This is a genomic window from Pseudomonas graminis, assembly GCF_013201545.1.
GTDB lineage: Bacteria > Pseudomonadota > Gammaproteobacteria > Pseudomonadales > Pseudomonadaceae > Aquipseudomonas.
On the sequence record NZ_CP053746.1, the window covers coordinates 4,918,476 to 4,942,855 of the forward strand.

Annotated in this window: 17 protein-coding genes; 11 read left to right on the forward strand and 6 right to left on the reverse strand. The window is 60.8% G+C overall.

Annotated elements, in window-relative coordinates; genetic code table 11:
* The first annotated feature begins 104 nt into the window (after positions 1-104).
* The 3 genes from FX982_RS21955 to alkB all read left to right on the forward strand — a co-directional run bounded on the left by FX982_RS21955 (position 105) and on the right by alkB (position 1,378).
* Positions 105-410, forward strand: a complete 306-nt coding sequence (locus tag FX982_RS21955) for a DUF1883 domain-containing protein (protein ID WP_037010615.1) — start codon at positions 105-107, stop codon at positions 408-410.
* A gap of 80 nt (positions 411-490) precedes the next feature.
* On the forward strand, positions 491-670 hold the full coding sequence (locus FX982_RS21960) for a hypothetical protein (protein ID WP_172612575.1): 180 nt from the start codon (positions 491-493) through the stop codon (positions 668-670).
* A 24-nt stretch (positions 671-694) separates the two neighbouring features.
* Positions 695-1,378, forward strand: a complete 684-nt coding sequence (gene alkB / locus FX982_RS21965) for a DNA oxidative demethylase AlkB (RefSeq protein ID WP_172612576.1) — start codon at positions 695-697, stop codon at positions 1,376-1,378.
* Between the two features lie 572 nt (positions 1,379-1,950).
* On the opposite strand, the gene FX982_RS21970 is transcribed toward alkB, so the two are convergent.
* The 4 genes from FX982_RS21970 to gnd all read right to left on the reverse strand — a co-directional run bounded on the left by FX982_RS21970 (position 1,951) and on the right by gnd (position 7,168).
* Positions 1,951-3,756, reverse strand: coding sequence for a glycoside hydrolase family 15 protein (locus tag FX982_RS21970; protein WP_172612577.1), 1,806 nt, complete (start codon positions 3,754-3,756; stop codon positions 1,951-1,953).
* A 96-nt stretch (positions 3,757-3,852) separates the two neighbouring features.
* Positions 3,853-4,671, reverse strand: a complete 819-nt coding sequence (locus tag FX982_RS21975) for an HAD family hydrolase (RefSeq protein ID WP_172612578.1) — start codon at positions 4,669-4,671, stop codon at positions 3,853-3,855.
* Positions 4,668-6,191, reverse strand: coding sequence for a glucose-6-phosphate dehydrogenase (zwf, locus tag FX982_RS21980; RefSeq protein WP_172612579.1), 1,524 nt, complete (start codon positions 6,189-6,191; stop codon positions 4,668-4,670). The genes FX982_RS21975 and zwf overlap by 4 nt, the downstream gene beginning before the upstream one ends.
* On the reverse strand, positions 6,191-7,168 hold the full coding sequence (gene gnd / locus FX982_RS21985) for a phosphogluconate dehydrogenase (NAD(+)-dependent, decarboxylating) (protein ID WP_172612580.1): 978 nt from the start codon (positions 7,166-7,168) through the stop codon (positions 6,191-6,193). Before gnd ends, zwf begins: the two co-directional genes overlap by 1 nt.
* 321 nt (positions 7,169-7,489) lie before the next feature.
* Here gnd and FX982_RS21990 point away from each other — a divergent pair, with 321 nt between their 5' ends.
* Positions 7,490-7,663: a DUF6026 family protein gene (locus FX982_RS21990; protein WP_254074848.1), complete on the forward strand. Its 174-nt coding sequence runs from the start codon at positions 7,490-7,492 to the stop codon at positions 7,661-7,663.
* Between the two features lie 350 nt (positions 7,664-8,013).
* The gene (locus tag FX982_RS21995) at positions 8,014-9,759 is read left to right on the forward strand and encodes a phosphoethanolamine transferase CptA (RefSeq protein WP_172612581.1); all 1,746 of its coding nucleotides are present in this window, start codon (positions 8,014-8,016) and stop codon (positions 9,757-9,759) included.
* 93 nt (positions 9,760-9,852) lie between these two features.
* On the opposite strand, the gene FX982_RS22000 is transcribed toward FX982_RS21995, so the two are convergent.
* Both FX982_RS22000 and FX982_RS22005 read right to left on the reverse strand, forming a co-directional pair.
* Positions 9,853-11,409: a TerC family protein gene (locus tag FX982_RS22000; RefSeq protein ID WP_172612582.1), complete on the reverse strand. Its 1,557-nt coding sequence runs from the start codon at positions 11,407-11,409 to the stop codon at positions 9,853-9,855.
* Between the two features lie 289 nt (positions 11,410-11,698).
* Entirely contained in the window at positions 11,699-12,190 is a 492-nt protein-coding gene (locus FX982_RS22005; protein ID WP_122534629.1) for a GNAT family N-acetyltransferase, read from the reverse strand.
* Positions 12,191-12,794: 604 nt separating this feature from the next.
* On the opposite strand from FX982_RS22005, the gene glgA reads away from it, so the two are divergent.
* The 6 genes from glgA (at position 12,795) to glgX (ending at position 23,903) form a co-directional block, all read left to right on the forward strand.
* Positions 12,795-14,381, forward strand: a complete 1,587-nt coding sequence (glgA, locus tag FX982_RS22010) for a glycogen synthase GlgA (protein WP_172612583.1) — start codon at positions 12,795-12,797, stop codon at positions 14,379-14,381.
* A gap of 26 nt (positions 14,382-14,407) precedes the next feature.
* On the forward strand, positions 14,408-16,234 hold the full coding sequence (gene treZ / locus FX982_RS22015) for a malto-oligosyltrehalose trehalohydrolase (protein ID WP_172612584.1): 1,827 nt from the start codon (positions 14,408-14,410) through the stop codon (positions 16,232-16,234).
* A complete protein-coding gene (malQ, locus tag FX982_RS22020; protein ID WP_172612585.1) occupies positions 16,224-18,296 on the forward strand; it encodes a 4-alpha-glucanotransferase in 2,073 nt (690 codons plus the stop codon). Before treZ ends, malQ begins: the two co-directional genes overlap by 11 nt.
* Positions 18,293-21,079, forward strand: coding sequence for a malto-oligosyltrehalose synthase (locus FX982_RS22025; protein WP_172612586.1), 2,787 nt, complete (start codon positions 18,293-18,295; stop codon positions 21,077-21,079). Before malQ ends, FX982_RS22025 begins: the two co-directional genes overlap by 4 nt.
* 16 nt (positions 21,080-21,095) lie before the next feature.
* Positions 21,096-21,542, forward strand: a complete 447-nt coding sequence (locus tag FX982_RS22030; protein ID WP_172612587.1) for a DUF2934 domain-containing protein — start codon at positions 21,096-21,098, stop codon at positions 21,540-21,542.
* A 174-nt stretch (positions 21,543-21,716) separates the two neighbouring features.
* Positions 21,717-23,903, forward strand: a complete 2,187-nt coding sequence (glgX, locus tag FX982_RS22035) for a glycogen debranching protein GlgX (RefSeq protein ID WP_122534623.1) — start codon at positions 21,717-21,719, stop codon at positions 23,901-23,903.
* Positions 23,904-24,380: the final 477 nt, after the last annotated feature.

Genomic DNA, 24,380 nt, shown 5'->3' on the forward strand with positions numbered 1-24,380 from the left:
GATCAAGCGAGTCCTTGTTTAATTAAACCCGCCGTGATGATCAATGCTCAGGCTCGCCGTGCTATCGTTTCGGGTTTTCGAGAACGCTGTCTCCGGAGACACCCATGAAATTCGTTCACCAGCGCGAGCATCTCAACGAAGACGACATGGTCGTCATCGAATGCTCCCAGCTTTGCAACATACGCCTGATGAGTGATGCCAACTTCCGCAGCTTCAAAAACGGCGGCCGTCACACCTACCACGGCGGCGCATTTGATCGTTTCCCTGCCAAGATCGCGGTGCCCAGCACCGGCTTCTGGAACATCACCATCGACACCGCCGGCCGCAAACTCGACAGCCATGGCGGGCGCAAGACTGCCTTCACCCATTCGATCAAAATCGTCCGCCGCTCGTCCTCGCGTCTGAGCTGATGCGCCATTGAACACCGGCTAGCGTGAAAGCTTCGTGTTTTTTTCGCGGTCATCCGGTCAGCGTTTCCAAGGAGTCAAATGTGAGCACCCCTGCCCCCGTCGCCAAATATGCCATCAGCTACAAGCTCAACGGCGAGCGTCGTTTTGAATTCGCCCTGTTGCAGTCGCCTTCCGCCGATGAGGCGTTGGCGGCCCTGCAGAAGATGCACGGTGACAGCGCCGATATCATCAGCGATGTGAAGGTCAGCAAGGCCCTGTAAGCGAAATCTGAACCGGGGAAGCCCATGGTGATGCAGCGCAAAGGCACGACGCCGGCGACGTTCGATCTGTTCGCGGAGGATACCCCGCAAGCGCCCTCACGGGAGCAGATCGGGCCGGAGTCGTTCGTGTTCCGTGGCTTCGCCCTGCCCTTCATCAAGCGTTTACTGCCTGCGCTGGAGTCGGTTCTGACTCAGGCACCGTTCCGCAACATGGTCACGCCCGGCGGTTACACGATGTCGGTGGCCTTGAGCAGTTGCGGGGAGTTCGGGTGGACCACTGATCGCAGTGGCTATCAATATTCTCCGATCGATCCTCTTACAGGTCAGCCGTGGCCGGCGATGCCCGAGGTGTTTCTGGAGCTGGCGGTGGCGGCCGCTTCAGAGGCGGGGTTTGCGGCCTTTGCGCCGGATGCGTGCCTGATCAATCGATACATCCCCGGGGCAAAGATGTCGCTTCATCAGGATAAGGATGAGCGCGGTTATGAGTGGCCGGTGGTGTCGGTGTCGCTGGGGTTGCCGGCGATGTTTTTGTTTGGCGGGCATCAGCGCAGTGATCCAACCGAGCGGGTGCCGTTGTTTCATGGGGATGTGGTGGTGTGGGGCGGGGTTGATCGGTTGCGCTTTCATGGGGTGATGCCGGTTCGGCAGGCGGAGCATCCGCAGTTGGGGGAGCAGCGGATTAATTTTACGTTTCGCAAGGCGCGGTGATCATCGGGGCGTTGCTCGCGGACGGCGTCGAAGATCCTTAAGATCACAAGCGTCTGCCTGGGGGCAGACTGTTTCGCCTTCGGCGAGTTACTTGGAAAAGCACCCCAAGTAACCAAGGGTGCTTGCTTCTGGCTAGGTTCCTCCTTCGTCGGAATACCCTCACTCCGACGACGCTCCGTGGGCCCGCGCCGAACGGACATCCATGTCCTGACGGCGCTCTCGCCGCATCCATGCGGCTCGGCCCACTGCGCGTCGTCTGCGTTCGGCCTGCACCCAAGTCGCGATGGGTGTCGTCTGGGCGTTATGTGTTTGAAGATCAACATCAAAAGCAGATCAACAGCTTCCCGGCTGAAGCCGGTCCCACAGGGTGCGTAGCCGATCCCATGCTGATCGTGCCCACGCTCCGCGTGGGTATGCATCCTCGGACGCTCCGCGTCCATCTCAGGCTGAGGCCGATCCGGCTGGCTGCACGAATTCTTGGTAGGACTGGCTTTAGCCGGGAAGAGGCCGGCGCGGGCACCCTCAATCCAGCGGTGTGATTCCTGACGCCTTCCCGGCTGATGCCGTTTCCGCTAGGAGGGTGTGGCCGCGCGGCTCTTCACGGGGCAGACGACGCGGTGAAGATTCAGGGCTGTGTTGATGATGCCGATGTGGCTGAAGGCCTGGGGGAAGTTGCCAAGCATGCGGTTTTGCCGGGGGTCGTATTGTTCGGCGAGCAGGCCGACGTCGTTGCACAAGCCGCACAGGCGTTCGAACAGAACCTGGGCTTCTTCGTCGCGGCCTTGGAGCACGTAGACGTCAGCCAGCCAGAACGAACAGACCAGGAAGGTCCCTTCGCTGCCCGACACGCCATCGGTGCTGCGTTCGCTGTCGTAGCGCAGCAGCAGGCCGTCCTTCATCAGCGACTGTTCAATCCGTGTGACGGTGCCGGTGACGCGGGGGTCGTCGATGGGGAGGAAGCCGGTCAGCGCAATCTGCAGCAGACTGGCGTCCATTTCCTGACCGCCGTAGGTCTGCACGAAGCTGCCCAGCGCGGTGTCGTAACCGTTGGCGCAGACGTCGGCGTGGATCTCATCGGCGACCGCCCGATAATGCCGTCCCCGCTCGCGGTCTTCAGGGCTCTCGCTGTGCGCCAGCACACCGGCATTACGATCGAACGACACCCACGCCATGACTTTGGAATGGGTGAAATGCCGTGGCGCCGAGCGGATTTCCCAGATGCCGGCGTCCGGCTGGTGCCAGACCTTTTCCAGAAACGGCATGATCACTTTCTGGATTTCCGTGCTACGCGGCAACGCCGGCAAACCGTTTTTGAGTGCCTGGGTCATGGCGTCGGCCACTTCGCCGTACACGTCAAGCTGCACCTGACTGGCCGCGCCATTGCCGATCCGCACGGGACGCGACTGCTCGTAACCGGCCAGCCAGGGCAACTCATACTCCAGCAAGCGCCGCTCGCCTGCCAGGCCGTACATGATTTGCACCTGCTCCGGGTTGCCGGCGATGGAGCGCAGCAGCCAGTTGCGCCACGCGGTCGCTTCTTCGAAGTAGCCCAGGTTCATGAACGCCAGCAGGGTCATGGTCGCATCGCGCAGCCAGCAGAAGCGGTAATCCCAGTTGCGTTCGCCGCCCAGTTGCTCCGGTAACGAGGTGGTCACCGCCGCGACAATCCCGCCGGTTGGCGCGTAGGTCATGGCTTTGAGGGTGATCAGCGAGCGCTTGACTTGATCCGTCCAGGGACCGACATCGGGACAGCGGTCGGAAAATTCACGCCAGAACCTTTCGGTCTGTTGCAGCGCCGACTCAACATCGAAGCCAGCGCGCACCGGGTCATGGGAGACCTGCCAGGACAGCGCGAAACCCAGGCGCTGGCCGGCTTCAACGCTGAAGAGACTCTCGGTGTGATGGTCCATCGGGTGCAGTTCGGCGGGCGTGCTCAGCACCAGCATGTTCGGCCCTGCAACAGCGGTCATGGTGTGCGGCTCGCGTTTCTCGACCCACGGCACGGTGCTGCCGTAGTCGAAGCGAATCGCCAGGTCCATGGAGAAATCCACACGCCCTTCCACGCCAACGACGATCCGGACCACGCTGCTGTCGATTTCCATGGGCATGAAATCGATGAGCAGCGCCTGTCCGGTGTCGGTGGTGAAGAGGGTTTCGAGAATCAGTGTGCCGTCCCGATAGCGACGGCGTGATTGCGCACTGCCGTCCACCGGGGCCAGCTTCCAGCGCCCGTTGTTGCTGTCGCCGAGTAGCGCGGCAAAACAGGCGGGCGCATCAAAGCGCGGGAAACACAGCCAGTCCAGCGACCCGTCGCGGGCCACCAGCGCTGCAGTTCGGCAGTTGCCGAGCAGCGCGTAGTCTTCAATCAACACAGCCATCGGGCAATTATCCCTCTTGTTGAGCACTTTATTCTTGTTGTCCGCCGCGCCCTCGAGTGGCGGTACCCGTGAGTAGCAGCGCAATCGCTGCCCCGATTATCGAGGCAGGATGTATCGCTCGATGGCCTTGGCCAACCCGTCATCGGCATTGCTGTCGGTGACGTAATTGGCCTGAGTCTTGACGCCGACTTCGGCCTGCCCCATCGCGATCGACAGCCCGGCGCGCAGGAACATTGCCACGTCGTTGCCCGCATCACCGATTGCAGCCGTGTGGGACAGCGGCACGCCCAACGCATCGGCCAGCGTCTCAAGGGCTGTGCCCTTGTTAGCGTCCAGCGCGGTGACGTCCAGGTAGTAGGATTGCGAACGCGCTGCCAGTGCAGACTTGGCAATCAGCGGGTTGAGTTGGACCTCAAGGCGCTTGAGCAGCTCGAAGTCCTTGCTCGCCGCGACGATCTTGTCGATGCGGTCCAGGTAGTCGTCGAAGCTGTCGACCTGAACGAAGTCATAGCCCAGCGTGTTGCGCTCATGCTCCACGTAATCCCCTTCGGGATTGAGCAGCAGCCACTGGTCATCCGCAAACACCCAAACCGCCACCGCCTCGCTGGCGAACAGCTCAAGGCTGGTGCGCGCCGCGGTGGCAGGGATGCGGTGAGCCTTCAACAGGCTGCCGTCCGGGTTGATGATATTGGCGCCGTTGAACGCCACGGTTGGCAGCTTGATGCCAAGGGCCTCGATCTGTTGACGCATGGCCCGTGGCGGACGGCTGCTGGCGACCGAGAAATGAATCCCGGCCTTCTGCAGTTTGCGCACCGCGTCGATATTGGCCTGGCTGAGGCTGTGATCGGGGTGCAGCAGCGTGCCGTCGATGTCGGACAACATGAACTGGATGAGGGGTTGCGAGACCTCAGTCATCCCAGACGCTGCCACGTGCGACCGTCACGGGCCAGCAACTCATCGGCCGCCGCCGGTCCGTCTTCACCCGCGTGGTACAGCTCCACTTGCGGATCCTTGGCCCAGGCATCGATGAATGGCTGCACGGCACGCCAGCCGTTCTCGATGTTGTCGGCGCGCTGGAACAGGGTCTGGTCGCCGGTCAGGCAGTCGTAGATCAGGGTTTCGTACCCGGTCGACGGCTGCATCTCGAAGAAGTCCTTGTAGGCAAAACCCAGCTCGATGGTCTGCATATCCAGGGTCGGACCGGGCTTTTTCGCCTGTAGATCAAACCACATGCCTTCGTCAGGCTGGATCTGGATCTTGAGGAAGTTTGGCGCGACGCTGTCGACATCGGTGTCACGGAACTGCGCGTACGGCGCCGGCTTGAAGCAGATGGCGATCTCGGTGTCGCGCACGCTCATGCGCTTGCCGGTGCGCAGGTAGAACGGCACGCCCATCCAGCGCCAGTTGTCGATCATCACCTTGAGCGCGACGTAGGTTTCAGTGTTGCTCTCGGCATCAACGCGGTCTTCCTGGCGATAACCTGTGACCGCCTTGCCGTCGACGCTGCTCTCGGAATACTGACCGCGCACCGAGTTGGCCAGCGCTTCCATTTCCGACCAGGGCCGGATCGCACCCACCACCTTGGCCTTCTCGCCGCGCACAGCATCAGCACCGAAAGCAGCGGGCGGTTCCATTGCCACCATCGCCAGCAGCTGGAACAGGTGATTGGGCACCATGTCCCGCAGCGCGCCAGTGGTCTCGTAAAAGCTGCCACGGGTTTCAACGCCCACGGTTTCGGCCGCGGTGATCTGCACGTGGTCAATGTAATGGTTGTTCCAGAACGACTCGAACAGACCGTTGGAGAACCGGCTAACCAGAATGTTCTGCACCGTTTCCTTGCCCAGGTAATGGTCGATCCGGTAGATCTGCTTCTCGCTCATGACCTTCAGCAAGCAGTTGTTCAGTGCGACAGCGCTGGGCAGGTCGTGGCCGAACGGCTTCTCGATCACCACGCGACGGAAGCTCTCGTCGTCTTCGACCATCAGCCCGGAAGAGCCCAGACGCTGCGTCACTTCACTGAAGAAACGCGGCGCGGTCGCCAGGTAGAACACGGCGTTGCGGGTGCCCGTGCTCTTGATCTTTGCGTCGATGTCCGCGTACGTGGAATCGTCGAGAAAATCGCCGGTGATGTACGTGATGCGCTTCGACAGGCTGCCCCACAGCGCCGGATCCAGAGGCTCTTCGCCGCCCTGGGCGACCTTGCTGGCCGCCTCCTGACGAATGAAGTCCTCGAGCTTTTTGGCGAAATCGGCATCGCTGACGGTGTTGTGGTCAACGCCGACGATGTGCAGGTCCTCCCCCACCAACCCGTCGCGAAACAGGTTGTAGAGGGCCGGCATCAGCAGCCGTTTGACCAGATCACCATGGGCGCCGAAGAGAAACAGCGTGGTCGCCGGAGCGACCGGCGCATTCTGCTTGCTGCGGGACAGACCCATTATTTTGGTTCCTTATGACCACCGAATCCGAAACGCATGGCGGACAGCATTTTGTCGCCGTACGTGCTTTGTTGACGTGAGCGGAAGCGGGCGAACAGCGAAGTGGACAAGACCGGAACCGGTACCGCCTGTTCCATGGCCGCTTCGATGGTCCAGCGGCCTTCACCGCTGTCGGCCACGGAGCCGGAATAGGCGTTGAGCTGTGGGTCGGCGGCCAGCGCATCGGCGGTCAGGTCCAGCAGCCAGGAGGACACCACGCTGCCGCGACGCCAGACTTCGGCGATGTCGCCCAGGTTCAGGTCAAAGCGCTGTTCAGCCGGGAGGTTGTCCGAATTCTTGGTCTTGAGGATGTCGAAGCCTTCGGCGAAGGCCTGCATCATGCCGTACTCGATGCCGTTATGAATCATCTTGACGAAGTGCCCGGCGCCCGGCGGGCCGGCGTGGATGTAACCGTGCTCGGCGCGCGGATCGGCGTCTTTGGAACGATCTTTGGTGCGCGGGATGTCGCCGATGCCCGGGGCCAGGGTCTTGAAGATCGGGTCGAGGCGCGTGACGACGTCGGTTTCGCCGCCGATCATCATGCAGTAGCCGCGTTCCAGACCCCAGACGCCGCCGGAGGTGCCGACATCGACGTAGTGCAGATTTTTGTCTTTCAACGCGAGGGAGCGACGGACGTCGTCCTTGTAGAAGGTGTTGCCGCCGTCAATGATCACGTCGTCGGCATCGAGCAAGGACGCCAGCTCGTTGATGGTGTCTTCGGTTGGAGCGCCAGCAGGCAACATCACCCAGACGGCTCGCGGTTTTTCCAGGGCAGCGACCAGTGACGCGAGGTCGTGGGCTGGTGTCGAACCTTCGTTGGCAAGCGTGGTGCGAGACGTCTCATCGCGATCATAGACCACAGTCGTGTGGCCATTGAGCATCAGTCGACGTGCGATGTTGCCGCCCATGCGGCCTAGTCCAACAATCCCGAGTTGCATGTAGAGGTGCTCCTTAATCAAATTCAGAGGTGCCTCAGTTTATAGCCCAGTGCCGCATAGTGGGTTAGTCCGGGGAGGCAAACTATGGTTTCCCGGTGAAAAATGTTTCATGTGCATCGGCACAGAGGTCTGCAAGACTGCCCTATGACGCAGGTTTTCGCGATCAAGAAACGTTCGCGACAATCGTAAATAAAAAAGTTCCTTTTTTACGCAAAAGAAATCAGAATCCCGGCCGATAGAGGTAGTGAGCAGGACATGCCGAGTAGCAGACGTCCTTGCTAGAACCTTATGAAGTTGAATCCGCCATTTGCGAGGTGTGCAATGGGTACAGTAATGACAGCCAATGCTCCACAGACCCTTTACGTCACCATCCGTCGTGACGAGCTGCGCCAGCTCAGGGAAGAACGCGCCGTATTGCAGAAGAAAGTCGCCCAGCTGACGTCGATGCTGCAGCACGCCCAGCTCATCGGCAGCGGCACAGCCCTGCACGCCTGACCCACGACGCTCCTTCGCCACGCATTACCAGGCAAGCCCGATTTGCAGGCTTGCCGGCGCAACGTTCGATCCCGCTCGCGTCCTTGCTCGCGTCCTTCTTGTAGTGCCGCACGCCTGGCACGCATTTCGACCTTCGTCGGACCCGACACACGCTGTTACGTTCCCCGCCCCGCTCTGTTGTGCGCGTTTGTAGCAGCTTTTTCCAGTTTCACCACCCTCCCCTGACAAAATTTTCACTCGCCTGAAAACATAATCCCGACCCTCAACGTATAGGTTGCTGGCCAATTGCTGGCACTTGAATGAATTCGGGCGGTCCTTCGTCGCCTGAAAGGTCTGTAGCGGAGCGCTTGATGGCAACGATGAAACGGAGCACTGCGACTCCGAAAGGGTTCGACTGGGCCGGCGTGATCTGGCTGTTTGTGTTTTTCTGGTACTTCTCCGGCATCACCCAACTGCTTATCCAGCTCACCGGCATCACCGGTTTTGCCGGCTTCCGCCAGGCATTCGTCATCAGCGGCATCTGGCTCGCACCTATGTTGCTGTTTCCCCGCAAGACCCGCGTCATGGCCGCCGTCATCGGCGTGATTCTGTGGGCCTGCTCCATGGCGAGCCTGGGTTACTTCTTCATTTATCAGCAGGAGTTTTCCCAGAGCGTCATCTTCATCATGTTCGAATCGAACATTTCTGAAGCCGGCGAGTACATGACCCAGTACTTTGCGTGGTGGATCGTACTGGCGTTCATCGCCCACACCGCTTTTGCGATTTTCCTTTGGACACGCCTGCGTCCGGTGTACATGCCGCGCCCCCGCGCCTACGCCGTTGCAGCGGCGCTGTTGATCGGCATCATCGGCTACCCGCTCGCCAAACAGTTTGCGCGGTTCGACGAAGCATCGACCGCGCTGGAAGCCTTTGAATCACGTATCGAGCCGGCGGTGCCATGGCAGATGATCGTTGCCTACCACCGTTACACCCAGCAACTGGACGGCATGCAGGACATGCTGACCAGCAGCAACAACATCGCGCCGCTGAAAAACCTCAAGGACCAGCAGGCCAACCTGCCGACCACTCTGGTGCTGGTGATCGGCGAGTCGACCAACCGCGGCCGGATGCACCTATATGGCTACCCGCGCCAGACCACACCGAACCTGGACGCCATGAAGGATCAGCTGCAGGTGTTCAACAACGTCATCACGCCACGGCCTTACACCATCGAGGCCCTGCAGCAGGTATTAACCTTCGCCGACGAAGAGAACCCGGACCTTTACCTGAAGACGCCATCAATCGTCAGCGTGATGAAACAGGCGGGTTACAAGACCTTCTGGATCACCAACCAGCAGACGATGACCAAGCGCAACACCATGCTCACCACCTTCTCCGAGCAGGCTGACGAGCAGGTCTATCTGAACAACAACCGTAATCAGAACGCCCGCCAGTACGACGGCGACGTGCTGGCGCCGTTCGCCAAGGCCCTGACTGACGCCGCGCCGCGCAAGTTGATCGTGGTGCATTTGCTCGGTACGCACATGGCCTACCAGTACCGTTTCCCGGAGGAGTTCGCGAAATTCAGCGGACGTGACGGCGTGCCGGCGGACATCGATGACAGCAAGCTGGAGTTCTACAACAGCTACGACAACGCGGTGCTGTACAACGATTTCGTGGTGTCCAGCCTGATCAAGGAGTACGGCAAGGCCGACCCGAACGGCTTCCTGCTGTACCTCTCGGACCACGGCGAAGACGTCTATGACTCGCCAGGCCGCAACACCCTGGGCCGCAACGAGAACAAGCCGACCATCCCGATGTACACCGTGCCCTTCATTGCCTACGCCTCGCCGAAGTGGAAGCAGAGCCATGACTGGAATTTCGAGAGCATCCACGACCGGCCTTACACCAGCTCGAACCTGATCCATACATGGGCGCAACTGGCGGGTTTGAGCTTTGATGAACTCGACACCACGAAAAGCCTGGTCAGCCTGGACTTCAAGGCACGGCCCCGCTTGATCGGCGACCCCTACGCGCCGAAAGGCCTGAGTGATTATGCCCACATGGAGAAAGCGGCCAGCCAGCCCGGCGCGATGCCCGAGGTGGTGCAGAAGTAACTGAAGCGAATGAGCGTTCGCTGCAAACGAAAAGGCCTGCGCAATGCAGGCCTTTTTTGTTTTCGTGTCGGGAAGCTTATGCGTCAGCGACGATCATGAAGAAGGCGTCTGGCGCAACAGCACGCGGGTCACCCGCCGCTCCTGCACGTGCACGACCTTCATGTGCCAACCCTGCCACTGCACCTCATCGCCGATTACCGGCAATCGATCCAGCAGGCTTACCACTAGTCCGGCCAAGGTCTGATAGTCATCCGTCGCCCGCGCTTTGAAGCCGATGCGCTCGCGCAAATGACTCAGGTTCATGGCGGCATTGACCAGCACGCCCTCGCCTTCTTCGATCAAGTCCGGCCCCTCGATCTCGCTGGCGTCCGGCAGTTCGCCGGCGATGGATTCGAGAATGTCGGTCATGGTCAGGATGCCAGCGAAATCGCCGAATTCGTTGATCACGAACGCAATGTGCGTGGACTGCGCGCGCATCTGTTCCAGGGCGTTGAGGATCGAGAAGCTCTCAAGCAGGTTGAGCGTCGGTCGGGCCAAGTGTTCGATGTTCGGCTCGACGCCGGACAGCCAGGCGTTGAGCATTTCCTTCTTGTGCACGAAGCCCAGCGGCTCGTCGATGCGCCCGCCGCGGATCAGCGGCAGCCGTGAGTACGACGAGCTGACCAGTCGCTGGCGAATGGAGTCCGGCGTGTCGTCCAGATCGATTACGTCGACGTCGCTGCGCACCGTCATCACACCGCGAATGGGCCGCTGCGCCAATTGCAGGACGCCGCTGATCATCACGCGCTCACGGCGGTCGAAAACCACCTCGTCGCTGTCGCCCTCGAGCATGTCGGCGATTTCCTCGCCGACCTCCTCTGCGCTCGGCCTGCGCCCACCCAACAGGCGCAACACGGCATGGGCGGTGCGCTCGCGGCGTGGCAGGTCGCCTTTTACGCTGCGTTTACGCCGTGCCCGGGCGATCTGGTTGAACACCTCGATCAGGATCGAGAAACCGATGGCGGCGTACAGATAGCCCTTGGGAATATGGAAACCCAGTCCGTCGGCGGTCAGGCTGAAGCCGATCATCATCAGAAAGCCCAGGCACAGCATGATCACCGTCGGATGGGCGTTGACGAAGGCGGTCAGCGGTTTGCTGGCGATGATCATGATGGCGATCGAGAACACCACGGCGATCATCATGATCGACAGTTCATCGACCATGCCCACGGCGGTGATCACGGCGTCCAGGGAGAACACCGCGTCGAGTACGACGATTTGCGCGACGATCGGCCAGAACAGCGCGTAGGTCGTGCTGCCCGCGCGCTGGGTAACGTGGCCTTCGAGGCGCTCGTGCAATTCCATGGTCGCCTTGAACAGCAGGAACACACCGCCGAACAGCATGATCAAGTCGCGCCCGGAGAAGCTCTTCTCGAAGATTTCGAACAGTGGCTCGGTCAGCGTGACCATCCACGAAATGCTCGCGAGCAGGCCCAGACGCATGATTAAGGCCAGCGACAGGCCCAGGACACGCGCGCGGTCGCGCTGCTCGGGCGGCAACTTGTCGGCGAGGATGGCAATGAACACCAGGTTGTCGATGCCCAGCACCAGTTCGAGCACGATCAGGGTCAACAGGCCAAGCCAGGCCGTGGGATCAGCGATCCATTCCATGGGTCAGCGCCCCTTCTCGGTCGATGGGACAGACATGAAAAGGCCCGACGTGCCGGAGGGCAGGTCGAGCCAGACAGAAATTCTGATTAGACGGGATAAAGCGAGGTGAACACCTGCAACCCTGTATGAAGGGAATCGGCGACTGGAAGGTTCCAGAGAGAGCGACATGTGAGTCCTGAAAGCAATACGGGAGGCGATCCTATCGCGCTCCCGGAATCGTCTTACAGGAAAGAACTGTTACAAAGGGTTTGCGCATCGAGTGGGACCAGTTGTGGCCATCACCTGCACGCTACAGCGCTTTCTGCCAGAACAACGCGCGGCCCATTTGCGGGTCCAGCTGGTAGTCGGCGAAGCCGAGCTTGCGGTAGGCGCCTTTGGCAGCTTCGTTGCCTTCCAGTACTTCGAGGGTGATTTTGCAGCAGCCGCGCTGACGGGCGATTTCCTCGACCTTTGCCAACATCTTCTGGCTGATGCCCTGGCCTCGCGCCGAGGCGATCACCACGACATCATGAACGTTGACCAATGGCCGGCAAGCGAAGGTCGAGAACCCCTCGAAGCAGTTGACCAGCCCAACCGGCTCGCCAGCGATGAACGCCAGCACGCTGAACGCATGGGGGCGCTTGGCCAGTTCAATCGCCAGTTGCTGACGCGTATCAGCAGACAGGGACTGTCCGCCTCCCATGGCATCTTCGGCGTAGTGATTGAGCAGGAATCCGATGGCTTGGGCGTGTACCGAATTGCTGTAGCTGGCTTGCAGTACCAGAACCTCAGGGGCTTGCATTGACTTCCTCTACCGCTGGTGAAACCTCAACAGGCGCTCGACTCAGTGTGCCGACGTGCCGCGTGGCGGCGATTCTAACGCCCTGGCCGAAAAAATATCCTTATACGGAAGTAGGAAATGTCTCTGATGGGGCAGGAATTCGTCCTGCACGCACCGAGAAAAGGCAACTCGGCCAGATTGTTCTTTCCTCGACCCATAAAAGCGCAGGGGCCGGCCGGGAGTAGACCATTGGCCCGTTCATTGTCCAACAATCCGACCGGCGGCACCCCTGAATAAAGGCCCAGACCCCATGCTCCACAACGGCGCATTCAGGGACTTGCAGATCGATGCAGTGCCTCGGATTCGACGATGCACCCCGGCGCAACCCCGCGGGCCAGAGATGACACCCAAAAATAGTCGAAACTTCTGCGTGGGCGCAGAGGTCATGTGAATAGAGCAACTATGCTGTAGAAAAATCGAAGCAGAGTCCGCTTTCACCTTGTCCCTTAATGTGCAGTCGGTAAATGGGTATCGATCTTGCGTAGGTCTTGTGTGCCTGGCCATAGGGAATGGCCGTTTACAACCAAGTGCTGTACCAACACTGCATATCGAACTGGAGAAAACGATGATTAGTGCCGCTGTCAAAACCCAGAAGGGAGAGAGTTTTAATCAGCCGGCCAGCGAGCTGACCCATCTGCCGGTCTTCGCAACGACGAGCGCACCTGTGCTGCAACTGCCTCCTGTTCAACCAGTGATTTCTTCGGTTACCCGCAAGAAGATCCTGTTCGTGACTTCAGAGATGGCCGACCTGGTGAAAACCGGCGGCCTGGGCGACGTGTCTGCCGCACTGCCGCGCGCCATGCGCCACCTGCACGATGTACGCGTGCTGATTCCCGGCTATCCACAGGTCATCAACAGTGGCAACCCGATCCACATCATCAGTGAGCTGCCCGGCCATGCCGCGCTGCCTCCGTGCAAGATCGGCCGGATGGACATGAAAGACGGTCTGGTCATCTACGTCCTGATCTGTCCCGAGTTGTATGAGCGTGAAGGCACGCCCTACGGTGACAATGACGGTCGCGACTGGTCCGACAACCACATTCGCTTTGCCCGCCTGGGCCTGGCGGCTGCCGACTTCGCAGCCGGCGCGGTCAAGACCCAATGGTGCCCCGAGCTGGTTCACGCCCACGACTGGCCAGCGGGCCTCGCGCCGGCGTACATGAAATGGCGCGGGCAGACCACGCCGTCGATTTTCACCATTCACAACCTGGCGTATCAGGGCTTTGTGAGCATTGCTTCCAGCCGTGAGCTGGGCATTCCCGACTCGGCATTGAGCCCGGAAGGCATGGAGTTTTACGGCCAGCTGTCGTTCATCAAGGCCGGCATGGCGTACTCCAGCCATATCACGACCGTGAGCGCGACCTACGCCAAAGAAATCACCACCCCTGATTTTGGCTGTGGCTTGGAAGGTTTCCTGCAGAGCAAAGCCGATCGCGGTCAGCTCAGCGGCATCCCCAACGGCATCGACGAGAGCTGGGACGCTGCCACCGACGAGCACCTGATCTGCCGCTTCGCTCCGAACGAGTGGACCCGCAAGGAAATCAACGCTGACTACGTGCGCGAGCTGTTCGAGCTGGAGCCGTCCACCGGCCCGCTGTTCGCGGTGGTGTCCCGCCTGGTTTACCAAAAGGGTCTTGACTTGACCATCGGGGTTGCTGAGCACATCGTCAACAACGGCGGGCAGATCGCGATTATCGGCCGTGGCGAGCCTGAAGAAGAAGACGCCATGCGTGAACTTGCCGCCCGTTTCCCGGGCCAGGTCAGTGTCCGAGTGGGCTTCAACGAAACCGACGCACGTCGCATGTTCGCCGGCAGTGACTTTCTGCTGATGCCGTCGCGCTACGAGCCTTGCGGCTTAAGCCAGATGTACGCGCAGCGCTTCGGCTCGCTGCCGATTGCACGCCGCACCGGCGGCCTGGCTGACACCATTGAAGACGGCTGCACCGGTTTTCTCTTCGATGAATCTACCGTTGAGAGCTACAGCGAAGCGCTGACCCGTGCGTTCAAGGTCTTCGAGAGTCCATTGCTGCTCAACGCCATGCGTTGCCGCGCCATGGCCGCTCCGTTCGATTGGCACAAAGCGGTAGAACCCTACGCTGATCTGTACCAGGAGCTGCTGAAGAAAAACGCAGGTGCGGCTCTGCACTATTGATTGCACAACTGATTAAGGAATGACGGATGCCTTCGCGCACGGATCAAAACTGGCGCCACGGCGCCATCATGCTGGATTCACAACATACCCGGTTCGCCCTCTGGGCACCCGATGCCAAAAGCGTCAGCGTCGAATTCGAAAACGGGCCTGCCCAGGCCCTTCAGTCAGAGCAGGACGGCTGGTTCGTCCTCGACACCGACTGCGGCGCTGGCACGCGCTATCGCTTCAACGTCGCCCTCGATGGACAAAACAACCTCACCGTTCCCGACCCGGCTTCCCGGGCTCAGGACGGCGACGTGCACGGCTACAGCATCGTCGTCGACCAGGCCGCCTATCAATGGAAGAACACCGAGTGGCAGGGACGGCCCTGGCACGAGGCTGTCATTTATGAGCTGCACGTCGGTGCACTGGGTGGCTTTAAAGGCGTTGAACAGCGCCTGCAGCATTTGGTGGACACCGGTATCACCGCCATCGAGCTGATGCCCATTGCGCAATTCCCGGGTGATCGCAACTGGGGCTACGACGGCGTATTGCCCTACGCTGCGCAGTCATCCTATGGCACGCCCGAGCAACTCAAGCACCTGATCGACACCGCTCACGGTCTGGGTCTGGCGGTCATTCTCGACGTGGTCTACAACCACTTCGGCCCGGACGGCAATTACCTCGGCGCCTACGCCAAGCACTTCTTCCGCAGCGACAAAAAGACCCCGTGGGGCGATGCAATCGATTTCCGTCGCAGCGAAGTGCGCGACTTCTTCATCGGCAACACGATGATGTGGCTCCAGGATTACCGGTTCGACGGCCTGCGCTTCGACGCCGTGCATGCCATCGAAGACCCGACCTTCCTCGAAGACCTTGCCCGACACGTACGCGAGACGATTCCGTCAGAGCGCCACGTCTGGCTGACCCTGGAAAACGAGTTCAACGAAGCCAAACGCATGGACCAGGGCTACGACGCCCAGTGGGACGATGACGGCCACAACACGCTGCACGTCCTGCTGACCGGCGAGACTGACGCGTACTACACCGATTTCGCTGAGAAACCGACGCAAAAGCTCGCGCGCCTGCTGGGCGAAGGCTTTGTCTATCAAGGCGAAGCCACCCGCCATGGTCATGTGCGGGGTGAGCCGAGCGGCCACCTCCCGCCGACCTCCTTCGTGTTGTTTCTGCAGAACCACGACCAGATCGGCAACCGCGCCTTCGGCGAACGTCTGGTGCAACTCTGCCCGCCCCAGGCGTTGCAGGCCGCAACCGCGCTGTTGCTGCTCTCACCGATGATCCCGCTGATGTTCATGGGCGATGAGTGGGGCGCGAGCGAGCCATTCCTGTTCTTCACCGACTTCCATGACGAGCTGGCAGACGCCGTGCGTGAAGGACGTCGGGGCGAGTTCAAGGATTTCGCCGCGTTCAAGGATCCGGCCAAGCGCGAGCAGATCCCTGATCCCAACGCGCTGAAAACGTTCGAAGCGTCGCGCCCGGCGTTCGATGCGTTGCTGCTGGAAACCGACAAGGGTCAGGACCACCGCACCTGGCTGGCGCTCTACAAGACGCTGTTGGAAATCCGCAAAACCGAGCTCTTCCCTCGCCTGCACGGCGCGAGTGCGCTTGGCGTCAAAGAGCTGGGCGACAAAGCCGTCAGCGCACGCTGGGCGCTGGGCGACGGCAGCGAGCTGCGGATTGACCTGAACCTCAGCGCCGAATCGATCGAGACTGACGATTTCACGGCTTACCGAGTGCTTCATCAATCACACGCCAAGTCCGCAGAACTTTCCCCCTCCGCCACCCTCAATCCCTACACGGCCGTTGTCAGCCTGAAATCGAGTGACGTTGTGGAGGAACAGGATGAGCAATGAGCAACTGGAAACGCTGGCAGCCCAGGCGGGCCTGTCGGTTGACTGGAAGGACGCCAACGCCAAACCGCAACACGTAAGCCCCGAGGTCCTGCGCAAGGTGCTCGGCGGTCTGGGTTACCCCGCCGATACCGAACAAGACGTCGAGGCGAGCCTTAAACGCCTGAACGAAGAAAGCCAGCCGGCCACCCCGCCACCGTTGATGACCGTCGACCATGGCAAAGATCTGGACCTGTCGAGCTGGTTTGCGCCAGCCACCGCGTTCAAGCTGACGCTGGAAGACGGCTCGCTGCTTGAGGCCAAACTCACCGACAAGGCCGCCCTGCCCGGGTTGGCCGCCGTCGGCTATCACCAGTTGGAAGTCGATGGCCAGCAGTTGACCATCGCCGTCGCGCCGAAGACCTGCTTCAGCCTGACCATGGCCGGCGAGAAAGCGATTGCCCGCGACTGGGGCCTGACCACTCAGCTGTACTACCTGCGTCGCGAAGGCGATGGCGGTATCGGCGACACCCAGGGGCTGGAAGCCTTCGTTCGCGACGCCGGCACGCGCGGCGCTTCGGCCGTGGCGATCAGCCCGGTTCACGCGATGTTCTCCAACGACAGCGAGCGCTACAGCCCGTACTCGCCGTCCAGCCGCCTGTTCCTCAATGCGCTGTACGCAGCGCCGGGCACCATTCTCGGTGACCGCGCGGTCGAGCTGGCAATCGAGAAAGCCGGATTGGCCGACGAGTTCAAGCGTCTGGAATCTCTTGAGCTCATCGAATGGCCCGCCGCGGCCAAAGCAAAATATGCCCTGCTGCGTGAGTTGTATGCCGGTTTCATCGGCAGCGATCACCCCTTCCATGAGGACTTCAAAAGCTTCCGCCGTGCAGGCGGTGAAGCCCTGGCAAACCATTGCCGTTTCGAAGCCTTGCGCGATGCGGGCGACGAATTGGGCATTGGCGGCAACTGGCATGAGTGGCCGGAGCAGTTCAAGAATCCGAAGAACCCTGCTCTCGACGCCTTCGCCGCCAAGCACGAGGAAGAGATCGGCTTCCACGCTTTCGCCCAGTGGCTGATCGCTCGCGGCCTTGAGCGCGCGCAGACCGCTGCCCGTACGAGCGGCATGAGCGTCGGCCTGATCGGCGATCTGGCCGTGGGTGCCGACGGTGCCGGCAGTCAGGCCTGGAGTCGTCAGGACGAGCTGCTTTCGGCGCTGACCGTGGGCGCGCCGCCGGATATTCTCAACCGCTCGGGTCAAAGCTGGGGCATCTCGGCGTTCTCGCCGACGGGCCTCAAGCGCAACGGCTTTCAAGCGTTCATTGAAATGCTCCGCGCCAATTTCGCCCACGCCGGTGGCCTGCGCATCGACCATGTGATGGGGCTCCAGCGTCTGTGGGTGATTCCGATGGGATCACCGCCCAGTGAGGGCGCTTACCTGAACTATCCGCTGGACGACATGCTTCGCCTGTTGAGCCTGGAGTCCTGGCGTCACGAGGCGATCGTGCTCGGCGAAGACCTCGGCACCGTGCCTGAGGGCCTGCACGAGAAGCTGTCCGAGCGCGAGATTCTTGGCATGCGCGTGCTGTTGTTTGAACAGGACGACGCGACGTTCAAGCCCATCACGAAGTGGTCCAGGGACGCACTGGCGACCACCAGCACCCACGACCTGCCCACCCTCACCGGCTGGCTGAGCGAGCTGGATGTGGATTGGAACAAGAAGCTTGGGCTTGTCGATGACGAAGCCGAGCAAAAAATGCGCGACGGCCGCGACAGGGAACGCAAGGGGCTGATTACAGCGCTTAAGCAGAACTACACGCTGCCTAGCGATGCTGCGAAGGACGTCATCGATTACAGCATTGCGTACCTCGGCCACACCCCGGCACCGCTGGTGCTGCTCCCTATCGAGGACGCCCTCGGTATCGAAGAGCAGGCGAACTTCCCCGGCACCATCGACAGCCACCCTAACTGGCGACGTCGGCTCAACGGCGACAGCGGTTCTCTGCTGAACAACGCCGACGCAGCGCGACGTCTGAAAATTCTGGCAGCGGCACGGCAACAAGCCGCGGAGCGTGATCAAAAATGAGTACCCCTCTTAAATCCCTGCGCGCCACCCAGCGCCTGCAGTTTCACAAAGACTTTACGCTGGACGACGCCACCAGGCTGGTGCCGTACTTCGCCAGCCTCGGCATCAGCCACATCTACGCCTCGCCCCTGCTGAAAGCCCGCGCCGGTTCCATGCACGGTTATGACGTGGTCGACCCACGGGTGATCAACCCCGAACTGGGCGGTGAGCCAGCGTTGCTGCGCCTGGTTGCGGCGCTGCGTGAGCACGGCATGGGCCTGATTCTCGACATCGTCTCCAACCACATGGCGGTCGGCGGCAATGACAACCCGTGGTGGCTTGACCTGCTCGAATGGGGTCAGCGCAGTCCCTACGCGAAGTTTTTCGACATTCAGTGGAATTCCCCGGACCCGCTGCTCAAGGGCCAACTGTTGCTGCCGTTCCTGAGCACCGACTACGGCACCGTCTTGCAGAACGGCGAAGTGCCCCTGCGCTTCGATGCTGAAAATGGCAGCTTCCATGCCGAGCACTATCAGCATCACTTCCCGATCAACCCGGCCACGTATGCGCCGCTGCTGAAGGCGGCGAAACGTCCCGAACTGGAGGAACTGGCCCAGCGTTTCGCGGAGCTCGATCACTACCCCCAGGCCTACGAGCGTGCCCGTCAGGCCAAGGCGGAACTGGCCGAAGCGGTCAAAGCCAAGCCCGAGCTGGTCAAAGCCGTGGAACAAGGCCTGGCGGATTTTGATTCCAGCAAACCCGAAGGCTTCGATCGCCTGCACCGTTTGCTTGAGCAGCAGGATTACCGTCTGGCCAGCTGGCGCACGGCGGGTGACGACATCAACTGGCGGCGTTTCTTCGACATCAACGAGCTGGGCGGCCTGAAGGTTGAGCGCTCGCAGGTGTTCGAGGCCACCCACGGGAAGATTTTCGAACTCATCGCCAAAGGCCTCGTGGACGGCCTGCGCATTGACCACATCGATGGCCTGGCCGATCCGCGCGGTTACTGCCGTAAGCTGCGCCGTCGCGTCGACAGCCTGATGAAGCTGCGCCCGGCGGGCACTGAGGTGGATCGCCTGCCGATCTTCGTCGAGAAGATCCTCGGCCCTGATGAGCAACTGCGCACTGACTGGAACGTCGACGGCACCACCGGTTATGAATTCATGAACCAGGTGTCGTTGTTGCAGCACGACCCGAAAGGCGAAGCCGTGCTGGGCGAGCTGTGGAGCCGCGTCAGCGGGCGCACGGCCGACTTCAACAAGGAAGTGCTGGAAGCCCGCGATCTGGTCCTGCACGGCACCCTGGCGGGGGATTTCGAAAACCTGGCCCAGGCGCTGTTACAGGTGTCCCGCAGTGACGTGATGACCCGCGACCTGACCCTCGGTGCCATTCGCCGTGCGTTGCTGGCGCTGGTCAGCAACTTCCCGGTTTACCGCACCTACCTGACGGCATGCGGCCGTTCTGCTGAAGACGAGCGTTTCTTTCAGCAGGCCATGGACGGTGCACGCGAAATGCTCAGCGAAGGCGACTGGCCGGTGCTGGACTCGCTCAAGCTGTGGCTGGGTGGCGAGAAGCTCCGCGACTACCCGACGGGCCCGCTGCGCGAAATGCGCCGCAAGGCTGGCAACCGTTTCCAGCAGCTGACCTCCCCGGTGGCGGCGAAGTCGGTAGAAGACACCTCGTTCTATCGCTCTGCCGTGCTGCTCTCACGCAACGACGTGGGCTTCCATCCGCAACATTTCAGTGCGCCGGTGGAGGCGTTTCATCAGGTCTCCATCGAGCGGCACAAGAGCTTCCCGAACAACCTGCTGACCACCGCGACCCACGACCACAAGCGCGGCGAAGACACCCGCACCCGCCTGGCTGTGCTCAGCGAGCTGGCGCCGTGGTATGCCGAGCAAGTCGAGCGTTGGCAGCAGTTGTCGGCACCGCTCAAGTCGGGCGACACCCACATCAGCCCCGGTGACGAGTTGATGCTGTATCAGGCGATCATTGGCAGCTGGCCGCTGGACCTCGAAGGCGAGCCGGCCTTCGAAGCCTACGCAAAACGCCTGACTCAATGGCAGGAAAAGGCCCTGCGCGAAGCCAAACTGCACAGCAGCTGGAGCGCGCCCAACGAAGCCTACGAGACCGCTTGCCGCGAGTTTCTTCAGCACGTGCTGCTGAACGCTGACGGCCTGGCACTGCGCCAATCCATCGGTGCGACGGCCAATCGCATCGCAGCGGCCGGCGCGCTCAACAGTCTGGCGCAAACTTTGCTGCGTATGACCGCGCCCGGTGTGCCTGATCTGTATCAGGGCACCGAATTCTGGGACTTCAGCATGGTGGATCCGGACAACCGTCGTCCGGTAGATTACCCCGCTCGCGAACGTGCGTTGCAGGCGTCCGTGCCGGTCGCCGAGCTGTTGAACCAGTGGCACGACGGCCGGATCAAGCAGGCGTTGGTCGCCCAGGTGCTTAACTTGCGCAATGAGCATCCCGCGCTGTTTAGTGAAGGCGAATACCAACCCCTTGAAGTGGTGGGTGAAAAAGCCGACCACGTCATCGCTTTTGCCCGAGTGACGAAAAAGATGCGGGCTATTGTTGTGGTTCCGCGCTTGCCGGCTGAACTATTGGGCACTGCGCAAACTCCATTCATCAATGCAGCAAATTGGGGCGATACACGAATCAACCTGCCGTTCGCTGATTCACATCCAAATTGGAAGGGACTTTTTTCACAGGCTACAGTCACATCCAGCAAGGAAATGTTGCTCAGCGCAGCGCTCAAGGAAATTTCTGTAAACCTGCTTATACAAACCTTGTGATACCGGGAGTGTCGAGATGAGTGCCGACGAAAAAAGAATCAGCGAGCTTGCCCACCAGATCTGGGAAACGGAAGGCAAGCCACATGGGCAAGACGCCCGCCACTGGGAAATGGCTCGCAAGCTGGCCGCCGCCGAGGCGAAATCGCCTAAGAAACCGGCGGCTGCAAAGACGGCGAAGTCCAAGCTTGACGGCAAAGCGGAGCCCAAGGCTGCCGCCGCCAAATCTGCCCCTAAGGCTGCTGCAAAACCGGCTGCGAAGTCTGCTGCAAAGCCTGCAGAGAAGTCCGCTGATCAGACTGCGAGCAAGCCTGAGCCAAAAGCCGATGCCAAGCCCGCCGCCAAACCGGCAGCGAAGGCACCTGCAAAGCCCAAGTCCGCCGCAACCGGTGCTGCCGCTAAACCGGCCAAGCCAGCCGCCAAGCCTTCTGCCAAGAAGCCTGCCGCAGCTAAGCCTGCACCTTGATCGCATGCCCTAACGCGTCACTGCTGCGCAGCTAACACCCCTACCGCAGGGATCGCCTTAAAACGGTCTTGACCCTGCGGTAACTTTCAACCCTGTTGCATCGATGGCGCAGTCCTGTACTGAGGCCACGGCTTTGTTCGCCTTCAGGAACTCATTCGCACGTCAGGAATACACATGAGCACGCAAGATAAGAAATCCGCTACACAGAATGAATCCGGCAACGCTGGCAGCCCCGAAGTCACGGCCTCGCGCATTCGGGAAGGCCTGCCCTTCCCGCTCGGCGCCAGTTGGGACGGCCTCGGCGTCAACTTTGCCATCTTCTCCGCCAACGCCACCAAGGTCGAACTGTGCCTGTTCGACTCGGCCGGCGAAGTTGAGCTTGAGCGTATCGAGCTCCCGGAATACACCGACGAGATCTACCACGGTTACCTGCCCGACGCCCACCCGGGTCAGGTGTATGGCTACCGCGTTTACGGTCCGTACGATCCGAAAAACGGCCATCGTTTCAACCACAACAAGCTGCTGATCGACCCGTATGCCAAGCAACTGGTCGGCGAGTTGAAGTGGTCCGAGGCGCTGTTCGGTTACACCATCGGTCACCCGGACGACGACCTGAGCTTCGACGAACGTGACAGCGCGCCCTTCGTGCCGAAGTGCAAAGTCATCGACCCTGCCTACACCTGGGGCCGTGAACAGCGCGTGGACGTACCGTGGGACAAGACGATTTTCTACGAGACCCACACCCGCGGTTTCACCATGCGTCACCCGTCCGTGCCCGATGAAGTCAAAGGCACGTTCGCCGGCCTGATGGTCGATGACGTGATCAAGCACATCAAAGGTCTGGGCGTGACCTCGATCGAATTGCTGCCGATCCACGCCTTCGTCAACGACCAGCATCTGCTGGAAAAAGGCATGACCAACTACTGGGGCTACAACACCCTGGCGTTCTTTGCACCGGACCCGCGCTACCTGGCCCACGGCAAGATTTCCGAGTTCAAGGAAATGGTTGCGCACATGCACCATGCCAACCTGGAAGTGATTCTGGACGTGGTCTACAACCACACCGCCGAAGGCAACGAGCGCGGCCCGACCCTGTCGATGCGCGGTATCGACAACGCCTCGTATTACCGCCTGATGCCGGATGACAAGCGTTACTACATCAACGATTCCGGTACCGGCAACACCCTCGACCTGAGCCACCCGTGCGTCCTGCAGATGGTCACCGACTCGCTGCGTTACTGGGCAACCGAAATGCATGTCGACGGCTTCCGCTTCGACCTGGCCACCATCCTCGGCCGCTACCACGATGGTTTCAGCGAGCGCCACAGTTTCCTCGTGGCCTGCCGCCAGGACCCTGTGCTGCGTTCGGTGAAACTGATCGCCGAGCCATGGGACTGCGGCCCGGGCGGTTACCAGGTCGGCAACTTTGCGCCGGGTTGGGCGGAGTGGAACGACAAATTCCGCGACAACATCCGTGCGTTCTGGAAAGGCGACGAAGGCCAGCTCGCCGACTTCGCCAACCGCATGACCGCGTCCGGCAACCTGTTCAACCAGCGTGGCCGTCGGCCGTACGCGTCGGTGAACTTCATCACCGCCCACGACGGCTTCACGCTGCACGACCTGGTGTCGTACAACGACAAGCACAACGAGGATAACGACGAGAACAACCAGGACGGCAGCAACGACAACCGTTCATGGAACTGTGGCGTCGAAGGCCCGACGGATGATCCGGAAATCAACGCGCTGCGCCTGCGTCAGATGCGTAACTTCTTCTCAACGCTGTTGCTGGCCCAGGGCACGCCAATGGTGGTCGCCGGTGACGAGTTCGCCCGCACCCAGCACGGCAACAACAACGCCTACTGCCAGGACAGCGAGATCGGCTGGGTCAACTGGGACCTGGACGAAGACGGCAAGGCCCTGCTGGCCTTCGTCAAGCGCCTGATCAAGCTGCGTCAGTCGTACCCGATTCTGCGTCGTAGCCGCTTCCTGGTAGGCGATTACAACGAGGCACTGGGCGTAAAAGACGTGACCTGGCTGTCGCCAAGCGGCGAAGAGATGAGCATCGAGCAGTGGGAAGATCCAAATGGTCGCTGCCTGGGCATGCTGATGGATGGCCGCGCGCAGGAAACCGGTATCCGTCGTCGCGGCTCTGAAGCCACGCTGCTGCTGCTGGTCAACTCCCACCACGACGGCGTCAACTTCACGCTGCCGGAGGTGCCGGAAGGTCTCAACTGGACCAGCCTGATTGACACCAATCAGCCAGAGATCGATGGCACGGATCAGTTCGAGTTCGGCAGCGAGTACACGGTGACGCCGCGTTCGCTGTTGCTGTTTGAACTGCAAAAGGCTCCACAGGCGTAACGCGTTTCGCCTGCAGTCCAAGCGACACCCGCTTGCCCGCGATGGGGTCAGTGAGCCAGATGTAAGGGCTGACTGATCCGGTCGCGGGCAAGTGTCGTTTCAAGCCCCCCGTTTCCCCTCTGCGTTCCGTCCCTGTGCTGTGCCCCCCGGATTCATTGACTTTGTAGTCACGAATCGACCTTCGTGTTCTGAACTACAAATTATGTAGTGCCTTAAAATAATCACTACAAAACCGTTGACGAGGGCTTTTGCCGACGGCATAGTGCAGGCGTCTCCCCGATCGGGAGAGCTGGCAAAAGTATTCCGGGCCCGTTCGACACAGCCGTCGAACAACCTCTGGATGTGGGCTGCCCACAAGGCAGATTGATGAAGCGGAACCTGCAAGATCGACCCACCAGGCCGAGTGCTGGCGAAACGTCCTCATGACACTTGTGGTCGACCACTCAGTCGCACGTGTCCTCAAGACGTCCGCCCTTG